Annotated in this window: 13 protein-coding genes; 4 read left to right on the top strand and 9 right to left on the bottom strand. The window is 68.1% G+C overall.

Features of this window, described 5'->3' with window-relative positions; all coding sequences use genetic code 11:
• Positions 1 to 248 precede the first annotated feature (248 nt).
• Positions 249 to 962 carry a TetR/AcrR family transcriptional regulator gene (locus tag VFV67_RS02665; protein ID WP_326466917.1) on the bottom strand — a complete coding sequence of 238 codons (714 nt, stop codon included), beginning with the start codon at positions 960 to 962 and terminating at the stop codon, positions 249 to 251.
• Positions 963 to 1,108: 146 nt separating this feature from the next.
• Between VFV67_RS02665 and VFV67_RS02660 the strand changes: the two genes are divergently transcribed.
• Complete coding sequence (locus VFV67_RS02660; RefSeq protein WP_326466916.1) at positions 1,109 to 1,618, top strand: Hsp20/alpha crystallin family protein; 510 nt, start codon at positions 1,109 to 1,111, stop codon at positions 1,616 to 1,618.
• Between the two features lie 83 nt (positions 1,619 to 1,701).
• On the opposite strand, the gene VFV67_RS02655 is transcribed toward VFV67_RS02660, so the two are convergent.
• The 8 genes from VFV67_RS02655 to VFV67_RS02620 all read right to left on the bottom strand — a co-directional run bounded on the left by VFV67_RS02655 (position 1,702) and on the right by VFV67_RS02620 (position 8,017).
• Complete coding sequence (locus VFV67_RS02655) at positions 1,702 to 2,286, bottom strand: GNAT family N-acetyltransferase (RefSeq protein ID WP_326466915.1); 585 nt, start codon at positions 2,284 to 2,286, stop codon at positions 1,702 to 1,704.
• A gap of 211 nt (positions 2,287 to 2,497) precedes the next feature.
• The gene (locus tag VFV67_RS02650) at positions 2,498 to 2,992 is read right to left on the bottom strand and encodes a DUF309 domain-containing protein (RefSeq protein WP_326466914.1); all 495 of its coding nucleotides are present in this window, start codon (positions 2,990 to 2,992) and stop codon (positions 2,498 to 2,500) included.
• A 101-nt stretch (positions 2,993 to 3,093) separates the two neighbouring features.
• The gene (locus VFV67_RS02645) at positions 3,094 to 4,152 is read right to left on the bottom strand and encodes a magnesium and cobalt transport protein CorA (protein ID WP_326466913.1); all 1,059 of its coding nucleotides are present in this window, start codon (positions 4,150 to 4,152) and stop codon (positions 3,094 to 3,096) included.
• A complete protein-coding gene (locus tag VFV67_RS02640) occupies positions 4,149 to 4,904 on the bottom strand; it encodes a GAF and ANTAR domain-containing protein (protein WP_326466912.1) in 756 nt (251 codons plus the stop codon). The genes VFV67_RS02645 and VFV67_RS02640 overlap by 4 nt, the downstream gene beginning before the upstream one ends.
• Before the next feature lie 31 nt (positions 4,905 to 4,935).
• Positions 4,936 to 5,682, bottom strand: a complete 747-nt coding sequence (locus tag VFV67_RS02635; RefSeq protein WP_326466910.1) for a GAF and ANTAR domain-containing protein — start codon at positions 5,680 to 5,682, stop codon at positions 4,936 to 4,938.
• Entirely contained in the window at positions 5,679 to 6,689 is a 1,011-nt protein-coding gene (locus tag VFV67_RS02630) for an acyl-CoA desaturase (protein WP_326466909.1), read from the bottom strand. The genes VFV67_RS02635 and VFV67_RS02630 overlap by 4 nt, the downstream gene beginning before the upstream one ends.
• 670 nt (positions 6,690 to 7,359) lie before the next feature.
• A complete protein-coding gene (locus VFV67_RS02625) occupies positions 7,360 to 7,662 on the bottom strand; it encodes a hypothetical protein (RefSeq protein ID WP_326466908.1) in 303 nt (100 codons plus the stop codon).
• 61 nt (positions 7,663 to 7,723) lie between these two features.
• Positions 7,724 to 8,017, bottom strand: a complete 294-nt coding sequence (locus VFV67_RS02620; protein ID WP_326466918.1) for a GlsB/YeaQ/YmgE family stress response membrane protein — start codon at positions 8,015 to 8,017, stop codon at positions 7,724 to 7,726.
• 593 nt (positions 8,018 to 8,610) lie between these two features.
• Between VFV67_RS02620 and VFV67_RS02615 the strand changes: the two genes are divergently transcribed.
• The 3 genes from VFV67_RS02615 to VFV67_RS02605 all read left to right on the top strand — a co-directional run bounded on the left by VFV67_RS02615 (position 8,611) and on the right by VFV67_RS02605 (position 10,602).
• On the top strand, positions 8,611 to 8,859 hold the full coding sequence (locus VFV67_RS02615; protein ID WP_326466907.1) for a LapA family protein: 249 nt from the start codon (positions 8,611 to 8,613) through the stop codon (positions 8,857 to 8,859).
• Between the two features lie 107 nt (positions 8,860 to 8,966).
• A complete protein-coding gene (locus VFV67_RS02610) occupies positions 8,967 to 9,521 on the top strand; it encodes a DUF5994 family protein (protein WP_326466906.1) in 555 nt (184 codons plus the stop codon).
• A 580-nt stretch (positions 9,522 to 10,101) separates the two neighbouring features.
• Positions 10,102 to 10,602, top strand: a complete 501-nt coding sequence (locus VFV67_RS02605) for an STAS domain-containing protein (RefSeq protein ID WP_326466904.1) — start codon at positions 10,102 to 10,104, stop codon at positions 10,600 to 10,602.
• Positions 10,603 to 10,796 lie beyond the last annotated feature (194 nt).

Here is a 10,796-nt window from a genome sequence, read left to right as displayed (position 1 = left end):
CCCGGGCCCGAGCCACCAACTCGGCCACCACCTGCCGATCCACCGCCGGCGTGCCCGCCGCTGCTGACCTGGCACTACTCTCACTACTCATCAATGCAACCTCCACTTTGGACAGTTACACCGTTGAGATTACAGTCCCTGAGCCGGGTCCACGATGCTCGTCGTCGAACTGTCCCGAGTGGACAAACCTTCCTAGCAGTGGACATGCTGCCCAATCTCGATGCTCCATCGGGGCGGCGTCGTGCGGGTTACCGGGATGTTCGTTTGTCCAGCCCGTCCAGGAGTATGTCGAGACCGGTTGCGAATCGCTTGTCGTGGTTGTCGAGCCACACGTGGCGGCCGAGGGCGGCCAGGGTCGGGAAGCGGTCCTGGGGCAGCGAGCGGAAGAACTGGTGGAGTTGTTTTCTGGTGGCGGGGTCGTGGACGCGTTGCTGGTTTGCCGAGGTGCTGGTGTTGCCCACCTCGAAGCCGAGGGTGTAGCCGACGATGAGGAAGTAGGCGTGGCCGATCTGCTGGTGGCCGAGCCCGGCGGCGTGTAGTGGTCGCAGGAAGGCTTCGGCGAGGGCGAGGGAGTGCGGCCCGAGGGGGTCACGGGTGGTCAGCAGGGCGGCGACCCCGGGGTGAGCGCTGAGCACGGCGCGCAACCGATGCGCCAGCACCGTGATCTGCTCGGTCCAGGGCAGTGCGCCGTCGACGTCGCAGTCGACCTCGGCGAGCACGCCGTCCAGAACGAGGTCCTGGAGGCGTTCCTTGCTGTGCACGTGGCGGTAGAGCGCGCCGGGGACCACGTCGAGGCGGGCGGCGAGGGCGCGCATGGTCAGCCCTGGGACGCCCTCCTGAGCGATCAGCGTGAGTGCTTCGGTCACCACCCGCTGCCGGGTGAGCGTGGGGCGCCGCTGGTCCGTGGTCTCGGGGGTGTCGGGGGCGCGGAACCACAGCGCCGCGTCGGCCTCGGTCTGCACCGTTCTCTCCCGTCCAGATTTGCTTGTGAACGTCGTTCACGCTACAGTGAACACGGTTGCTCGACAAGTGAACAGTGTTCCGTTCGTTTGGGACATTCATCCCGAGCCGCCGGTGAAATACAGCAAGGACGTGTGCAATGGAAGTCATGACGCGCTGGGATGCTTTTCATGATCTGCGCGGCGCGCAGGAACAGGCGATCTACTACCTGACCAGAATGCTGGGTCAGACCCGCGGGCAGGAGCTGCAGCAGTCCGGCTTCAGCGGGACCATCGCTCCCGCGTGGTCGCCGGCGGTCGACATCTCCGAGCGCAAAGACGCCTACATCGTCACGGTCGAACTTCCCGGAGTGAAGCTCAACGATCTGGAGATCGCCTACCAAGACGGTCTGCTCACGATCCAGGGCGAGCGGGGTGAGGTCCAGACCTCGGACAACGAGCAGACCCACCTGGTGGAGCGCCGCTTCGGTCAGTTCCGTCGCTCGATCACCCTGCCGCTGCACGTGGCCGCCGACGCCATCGACGCGTCGTTCGAAGACGGTGTGCTGCGCGTGGTGATCCCCAAGGCCGAGGAGGCCAAGCCCAAGCGCATCGAGGTGCATGCCGTTGCGCCGCAGGCACCCGCGCTGACCGGCGCACCGAACGGCGCCACCAACTGAGGCCAACCGTCACCCCCCGCTCGGCGCCGAGCGGGGGGTGACGGTGTGTCCGCCTTCAGTCCCGCTTCGACACGGCGAGCGGATCAGTCGTGGCTGAGGTTGGGTGGATGGTGACCCTCGGCCGCTGCTCGGTCGAGGTCGGCTGCGCGCAGCCGGAACACCTGTAGGTCGGTGTCGAAGTATTTGGTGGTTTCGCCGACCCAATGCATGCCGTTGTGTCGGACGGTGGCCGCGGCGCGGGCGTTTTCAGGGCGCACGACCGCGAAGATCTCGTTGACGTCCTGGCTGAACGCCCAGGTGGCCAGCGCGTGGGTGGTCTCGCTGGCGTAGCCGTGTCCCCAGGTGCCGGGGTGGAGTTGCCAGCCGATCTCCAGGTCTTCGTTGCCCGGTGGCAGCGGGAGAAGGATGGCTCCGCCGATGACCAGGCCGTCGGTGTTGCGTTGGATCGCCCACCGGCCGGCCGGCGCCACCAGCCGAGCGTCCTCGGCGATCCACTGCCGCAGCAGCAGCCGCATCGCGGCCAGGTCTGCGACCCGGTCCATGGCGGGGCTCAGCCAGCGGGTCACCTCGTCATGCCCAAATATGTCCAATGCGGACTGGGCGTCATCGACCCGCCAGGGCCGCAGGGTCAGCCGCTGCGTGGTCAGAACCTGGGTCGTAGAAGTCATCGAGGTCATGTGGGTGCTCCGGTTGCCACGGAATCCGGCTGGCGAGCGAGGATCTGGAACCAATTGACTCGACAATTCCCGGCGTACCGTCAGCGAAATCGCGTCGGTTGACTGCGCTCCGTAATACGTATCCTACACCGCGCCATCCCGAGGTCCTCAGGTCGGTCCGAGCAGATCAGCCGGCGGCGGGTGGGCTTGGCGGAATCGATTGTCAGGGAGCGCTCCGGAGGCGGGGAGTGGGCAGTTGGCCGGCTCCGGTCTCGAGAATGCCGGCGTTGCCGCGGGCCCATCGCAGCAGACCGGCGATGTCGATGTGATAGGGCGGTTCGGTCTGGTAGGGCTCGATGTGGTCGGCGCCGCGGCGCAGCAGGGTGACCGCACCGGTCCTGTTGCCGCGGGCGGCGTGCGTGGCGCCGACGGCCAGTTGGGCCAGGCCCTTCCACAGGGCACGGTGCCCTTCGGCGGAGGTCTTCCAGGCGTCTTCGAGAACTTCGTGGGCGTGGAACGGCCTGCCGTCGTCGAGCAGGCGCTGCGCTTCGACGAGTGTCTGGTTCGGTGATCGCGGAACGCCTTCGGGTTGGCGCGCGACGCCGGTTGCCCCGCGCGGCAGGGGGCGGCCCAACCCGTCCCGGGGGCGGGCGTTGCGGGCTCGCCCGGTCTCGTCGCGGTCGCGGTCGGACTGGCGCCCGCCGGCAGCTGGATCCACCCGGTCAGCTTCTTTCTCTCACCCGGTCCTGCCGCGCCGGTTGGGGGTTGCTCGGCGTCGAGACTGGTCTGCGGCGGCCTGTCGAGTGTAACCGGTCGGGGTCAGAGCCAGCCGCGGCGTTTGAAGATCAGGTAGAGGCCGGTGCAGACGGCGGCCATCAGCAGCAGCGCGAAGGGATAGCCCAGCGTCCAGTGCAGTTCGGGCATGTATTGGAAGTTCATGCCGTAGACGGTGCCGATCAGGGTGGGGGCGAACAGGATGGCTGCCCAGGCGGAGATCTTCTTGAGTTCTTCGTTCTGGGCGTTGCTGGCTTCGGCGAGGCGTTGCATTTCCTCGTTCTGGGTTTGGGAGACCAGGGTGGCGTTGACGGTGAGGATGTCGGCGAGCATGCCGCGGAAGTTGTCCACCTGCTCGACCACGGTGGTGGCGTGGTCGGCCACGTCGCGCAGGTAGCGTTGCAGTTCCTCGTCGGTGTCGTATTTGGTGAACCCGGCGGAGAGGCCGTCGAGTATGCCGAGCAGGGGGCGGGTGGCGCGATGGAATTGCACTACTTCGCGGGAGAGTTCGTAGATGCGCCGGGAGACTTTCGGGTGGCGGCCGAACACCTCGGTTTCGATCTCGTCGATGTCGTTCTGCAGGCCGGTCACCACGGGGGCGTAGGCGTCGACCACGGCGTCGAGCACCGCGTAGAGCACGGCCTCGGGGCCCAACCGCAGCAGGGCGGGGTTGGTTTCCAGGCGGCGGCGCACCGCAGCGAGGTCGGGTGCGTGGCTGTGTCGCACGGTGAGCACGAAGTTCGGTCCGACGAACAGGTGCAGCTCACCGAAGGCGACTTCCTCGGTCTCGTCGCGGTAGTGGGCCGAGCGCAGCACCACGAACAGGGTGTCACCGTAGCGTTCCAGTTTCGGGCGCTGGTGGGCGGTGATGGCGTCCTCCACCGCCAGTTCGTGCAACCCGAACTGCGTGGCCGCGGACAACAACTGCGCCTCGACCGGCCGGTACAACCCGATCCACGCCATGCTTCCCGGCTGCTGCTGCAGCAACTGGAAGGTCTCGCCAAGCGTGCCCGGGGAGCCGGCCGGCCGGCCGTCGAGGTAGACGATGTTGTTGATGATGCTGGTGTCCACCGCCGGCGGGCGGCGATCGGCGGTGGTGGTCATGCCGGGGGTGGCGTGGGCTTGGGGCGCCGGTGGATGCGGAGCAGAGCATTGTCGATGGTTCCGTCGATGATGCGCACGGCGACGTCGCTGAGGCGGCGGTTGTTGCTGCGGGCATAGCCGCGCATCAGCTGGAAGGCTTGGTCCAGGGACAGGCCGGTGCGCTGCGCGAGCATGCCCTTGGCCTGCTCGAGCACCACCCGGCTGGTGAGCGCGGACTGGAGTTGGCCGGCGAGCAGCTCACGGGCAGCGATCGCGCGTTCCTGCAGCAGGCCGACGGTGGCGACATCGGCCATGGCCTGACCGATGCCCCGATCCGCTTCGCTCAACGGGCCTGGTTCGGTGCGAAACAGGTTCAGCGCACCGATCGTCTCGGAGCGCAGTCGCATCGGGAGTGCTTGTGCGGAGTGGAATCCGAGTTGCTGAAGCCGGGGGGTGAATGCCGGCCACGCCGAGTGCATGGCCGGCAGGCCGGCGCGGGCCACGGGTCGTCCGGTGCGGTAGCAGTCCAGGCAGGGTCCTTCGTTGTTCTGCAGTTCATAGAGCTCGAGCAGCCGGGCTTCCTCTGTCGAGGAGGCCATCACCCGCAACTCGCCGTGCTGGTCGGCGAGCATGATCCCGGCGGCGTTGGCGCCGAGCAGTTCGACGCTGCGGATGGCCAGGGTGTGCAGGAAGTCGATGACGTCGAAGTCGGCGACCAGGGTGTCGGCCAGTTCCACGAACGTGGTGGCGATGAGCTGTTCCCTGCTCGTCATGAGTTCCACCACCCTTTCCTCGCTGTTGTGGTCATTGGTTCGCTGTCGCGATGTCGGACCCGCGCGCGGGCCCGCCGTCGTCGAAACGCAGCCGGCGGGCGACCACGTCCGCGGCGACGTCGGTGACCGTCTGCCCGCATTCGTAGGCATAGGCGCGCAACCGTAGCAGCGCCTCGGTCAGGCTGACCCCGAGCTGGATGGTGATCATTCCGGTGGCCTGGTGGACCTCGGCCCGGCTGTCGATCGGTCCGGTCAACGCCGAGCGCTCACCATCGGGGCCGGGATGGTCCTGCAGGTAGAGCAACACGACGATGGCCGCATCGGCGAAGGCCGCCGCATCGGCCAGTTCCGGCGTCGTGAGGTGTCCGGGGGTGTCGCGGTAGAGATCCAGGACGCCGATGCGCACGGCGCCGACCCGCAGCGGGAAGGAGAAGATGGCGTGCACGCCGGCGTCGAGCGCGGCCACGCCGTACCGCGGCCAGCGCGCCGACCCGCTCGCCGTCAACTCAGGATGCAGCACCGGATGATCACCGCGGGACGCCTCCACGCAGGGGCCCTCATCGAGAGCGAACTGCAACTCCTCCAACTGCCGGGCCCGTGCGTCAGTGGCCGCGAGCACCACCCCGCTGGGCCCGTCCTCGGTCATCAACGCCAAAGCGACCCCGCTGACCGGCAACGCCGACAGACATTCCGCGCACAACCGGGCCGGCAGCGAAGAGTCCGAGCCTCTGCCCTCGACGACCCGCGACAGGATCTCATTGACCCGGGGACTGCTCATGGCGTCATCCCCACGGCGTGCCGACGACGGTCATGGCGGTCGTCCTCGAGCGAGGTACGCGGTGTGGTTTCGGGCCTGGCGATCCGGGCGAGCCGGTCGGGGTTGGTCCAGCGCACGTTGCTCGCCCAACCGAGCTTCTCCATGATCCAGATCACCCGGGCGGAGATGTCGATCTGACCACGTAGCACGCCATGCCGGGCGCAGGTGGGGTCGGCGTGGTGGGAGTTGTGCCAGGACTCGCCCATCGACAGGATGGCCAGTGGCCAGAAGTTCGCCGCCTTGTCCCGGCTGGCGAAGGGCCGGTCACCGATCATGTGGCAGATCGAGTTGATCGACCAGGTCACGTGATGCAGCAAGGAAACCCGCACCAGACCGGCCCAGAAGAACGCGGTCAGCGCACCCCACAAGGACCAGGTGATCAACCCACCCACAATGGCGGGCAGGCCGATGGTGAGGCCGACCCACAGCGGGAAGAGCCGGTCGATGACCCGCACGTCCCGGTCGGCGAGCAGGTCCGGGGCGAAGCGTTCGGCGTTGGTGCTGACCCGCTCGAACAGCCAACCCATGTGCGCGTGCCAGAACCCGCGGGCGAGCGCGACCGGCCCGGAGCCGAACGCCCACGGCGAGTGCGGGTCACCTTCGCGGTCGGAGAACGCGTGATGCCGCCGGTGATCGGCCACCCAGGAGATCACCGGTCCCTGCGCGGCGAGCCCACCGGCCACCGCAAGCGCGATCCGCAGGCTGCGGTTGGCCTTGAACGCGCGGTGGGTGAAATGGCGGTGGTAGCCCACGGTCACGCCGAGGCAGGCCACCAGATAGAAGCCGGCGGCCAGGCCGAGATCGGTCCAGCCGAGTCCCCAACCCCAGGCGATCGGCACCGCGGCGACCAGCGCGGCGAACGGGATGAACACGAAGATCTTGACCAGGATCTGCTCGCCCACCGACCGGCCGGGCAGGATCGCCGGCTTCGGATCCGAGGCGGGTCGCGGAGAGAGAACCGCGGTCATCGAACTGTCCTGTCCGGATCAACCGGTGAGTGGCCGCGCGGGTGCGCTCCGCCACCACCAATCGGCGAACTGTCCTGAGTAGACGGTGCTGACGTGGTTGCCTTGGCACGCATCCGGTCGATCATCACCCCAGCTTCGGTGACGGTGAACAGACCCCGGCCGGCAGCGCGCACGATAGCCGCGATCGTGATCTGGTGGAGTCTGGTGCTCTCTGCGACATCAACCTGTGTCATGGGCGGCCCCTCGGTCGGTGAGCGTCACGCCGGGGGCTGGGGCAGCTACGGCCCCCACTGTACGCGCCCGACCGGCAGAAAGCCCGTCTTCCCGACTGGACCGAACGGGGTGTCCGCGGCGGACCGAGCCGTACCAGAACGTCCAGGTGGCGGACGGCGGTATCGATCACGGCGGGAGCGGAGTACATTGCGGTCTGTTACCCCGGACCTCGGTGGCGTGACCTGCCCGTGACGATCGCGGACGCAGATCATGAGCCGAGGTCCCTTTTGTTGCGTGGATGTAGCGAACGTAATGGCAGCACCCGCACCGATCCCGTCCCGCCATCCCCGGCGGATCGGGATGACCGCCACCTCGCGCACCTGATCACCGCCTTCGCCGCGCCATAACCCCGCACGCACACCCCGGGGCTCTGGACAACGCCCGGGCATCGGAAACGTCAGGCGACCGAATTTGCCTCCCCGGCCGCAACGCCGGACGGGTCGACACGGTCGGTCGGACCACGTTGGGAGAAAGCCGGTGGGCTGGGGAACGGCCGGCCGGTCACCGGCGCGACGTAGGTTCGCCAGTCCAGGAGCCGGCCGGCGTCGTCGAACAGTTCCATGCGCACCCACTGACCCGCGATGACACCCAACTCCGCGGCCCCGCGCTCGTATCCGCAGGCCAAGCCGTAGGCAAGAGTGGGTTCTTCGAGCAGGACGCCGCCGTTGTCACCGGCCCGGAACCGCAGGATGTGTTGCATCGCCGGCCCCCGCGTCAGCGCGGCCGGGTGGGATCGGCGTTCTGATGCCGTTGCGCCACAGTCATCTGCGGGCGTGCCGGCGGCGGCTGGTACGGAGACCGCCGCTGGTGACGACGTGGTAAACCAGCAGCAGCACAACGGATCCGATGATCGCGATGATCCAGGTGGACAGGTCGAAGAACCCTCCGGTGGCGGCGATGTCGAAGAACTGTGTAGCCGCCCAACCGCCGAGTAAGGCCCCGGCGATGCCGATCAGGATCGTGACGATGACGCCGTGTTTCGCCCGGCTGCCCAACAACGACTTGGCGATCAGGCCGGCGATCAGGCCGAGCACGATCCAGCCGACAATGCTCATACTCACTCGTGACTCCTCGATAGACTCTTCGGATCGCGGGCCTTCCGCGGGTTCGGTTCGGGGTCGCGTCCGGACGGTCCACTCCAGACTGATGGTGGGCGACTCCCACCCCGCCCGCATCGCCGCGGGCAAACCGTCCAGTGCGACCAGACCCTGGTCCGCGCCATCCTCCCGGCATGCCGGGAGGAACGGACCACCGCGAGGACATGGGTATCTCCGGTCATCGAAACTCTGCGTTCGACTGCCGGGGTCCGGGACAGCGCCCACCCATCTGAAGGTCCTCAGTATGCGCCCCGGCCACCACCAACCACAAGCGGCCCCCGGGCCCGGCCGGATCGGCACGCCGCCTGGCCAACCGCGCTGACCACCCCTACAGCGAGTAGACTGAGCCGTATTCCGGTCGCGACGACATCCCACTCCGAGGTGCCAGCCCTTCCGGCCCATTGGAAGTAGTGGTTTGTATGTCCCTCCCGCACCGCACCCTCCGTGAAACCAACGGCCAGGCGCAACCTGCGGATGCCGGCACGTCGACACCTGCTGAGCAACTCCCCGCACCGCCGCCGGCCCAGCCACCGACCGCGGCACCCGTCCGAGTGCCCCGCACCCGCACCGGCGCCGCCTGGCTAGCCCTCATCGCCGCCGCCCTCCTCGGCGTCCTGCTGATCGTCTTTCTGGCGCAGAACACCCACAGCACCGAGATCTCCTTCCTGTGGATGACCACCAGCACCCCGCTGGCCGTCGCACTGCTCATCGCCGCCGTCGGTTCCGTCCTGATCACCCTGATCATCGGCACCGCGCGCATCACCCAGCTCCGCCGCCAAATTCGCAAGAACCGCACCTGACCACGACTTGGCCGCGCCCAAACGCGACCTTTCGAGTTTCGCGACGCCGAACTCGGCAGCGACCCACCCAGACCGGCCGCGGTTCGGCCGGGGACGGGAGCACCGGCATGATGTCGGGCCCACACCTTCGCCTCGCCACTCCGCCTACCACCACGGTCACCGTCGCGCAGCGGCAGACACTGCGATTGAAGCTCAAGCCGAAGGCGCCCACCACGGGTGACGTCGACGGAGCGTGGTGGCCCCGCTCGTGGGACCTGTCCGCCGAACTGCCGGCGTTGCTCGCGGTGCTGGCCGTTCGGCTGGGACGCATCAACCGGGTCAGCTACAACCTCACCACCTGGAACGTCGCCGACCGTCGCCTCAACGTCGACGAGCACCAGGTGCGGCTGGGCGGATTCCACGCCCAACACCCGCACACCATCGACGTGATCGCAGCAAACGGGACCCGGCTGACCCTCCTGGTCCTCGCCCCCACCACCCACCCGGCGACCGCACACCCGATCATGATGATCGCGGCCCGGCGCAACAACATCGACAGCATCGAAGAACTGCTCGCACCCATCGCCGCGAGCAAGCCGGTTCCGCCGCCCCGCGACCGGCCCGACGACCCGGCCGTGCAGCGCTGGGAGCTCGACGGCGGCCTGGTGTCCCAACGTGCGTGACCACCATCGAGGAATACCGATGGCCCACCGTTGAAGATCAACCCTCACGACCATGCTCCGGCCAGGTCGAACCGTCCACAACAGACTCTCGGGACGGTCGCGGAACTGGCCAGGATCAACGTGCACTGCCGCGCGTAGCGATCCCACGCTGCCCCGCCCGGGCATTCTGCCGGTGGAGGGCGTAGGGTGAGCAGGTAGGTGCCCTAGCCCCCGGCGTGACAACAGCCGACCGAGGGGCCCACGCCATGGCACTTGTTGATACTCCGGGCAGTGCGGAGCCCGATCCCGGCGCCGTCGAGATCATCCTGCGGGCCGCTCGGCTGGGGTTGTTCACCAGGACCGAAGCCAGGCTGATGATCGACCGGGTCCGCGCCCGCACCGACCACCAGAATCATCCATCCAGGACGGCGACCCGGCCGGCATCGGCGGGGCAAACGGGCAGCGGGTCCATCAGTCCCGATCGGACACAGCCGTGACCACCCCGCCCTTCGCCCGCCGACCAACCCACAACGCCTGGCCCGCCGCACCATCCAGACCTGAACGAAGCGGGCACAACACTGCTCCAACCGAGGAGAAACCCGTGACCACCACCCTCCAAATCCGCACCCTCGACCTTCCCCAACAGACAATTGCGCCGCCAGACCCACTTCCCGACGAGCTCCTGACCGTCACCGCCGACCGGGCCTTCCCCGGCGTCGTCGTGCTCACGGTGCGCGGCGAGGTGGACCTGGTCACCAGCCCCCTACTGCTCAACGCCCTCCAGGCCCACCTGCCCAGGCCCGGCGCACAGCTGATCATCGACCTCACCGCGGTGGGTTTCTTCGGCGCGGCCGGCCTCACCGTCCTGGACACCATCAGGCAGGCGACACAGGCGTCCGGGATCAAGCTGTGCCTGATCGCGCACACCCGCCCGGTCCTGCTGCCCCTGACCATCACCGGAATGCATACCCTGTTCGACATCCACCCCGACCTGATCCACGCCCTGTGCCGCGTGCCGGGAAGCGGTCGGCACCCACACCCGCGGATACCGCTCCAATCTCGTCGTACGCACGGCAGTGGTCGCAACGACCCCCTGGTCTGACCACACCCCCGACCGGCCGGCTCACCGCTTCGCGTCGGGCGATGCGGTGAGCCGGCCGGGTCTTGCCGTCATCGGGACGGCGATTTCTGTGGTGTGACGACGGGTTTCCGTTCAGCCGGTGCAGTTGGGCACGGCGGGGACGCTGCCGACGCAGTTGTTGGGGGTGTTGGCGGTGATGGGTGAGTTGGTGGTGG

Source organism: Actinophytocola sp. (assembly GCF_035762905.1).
Lineage (GTDB): Bacteria > Actinomycetota > Actinomycetes > Mycobacteriales > Pseudonocardiaceae > DASYTH01.
This window is presented reverse-complemented; position numbering and strand designations above follow the sequence as displayed.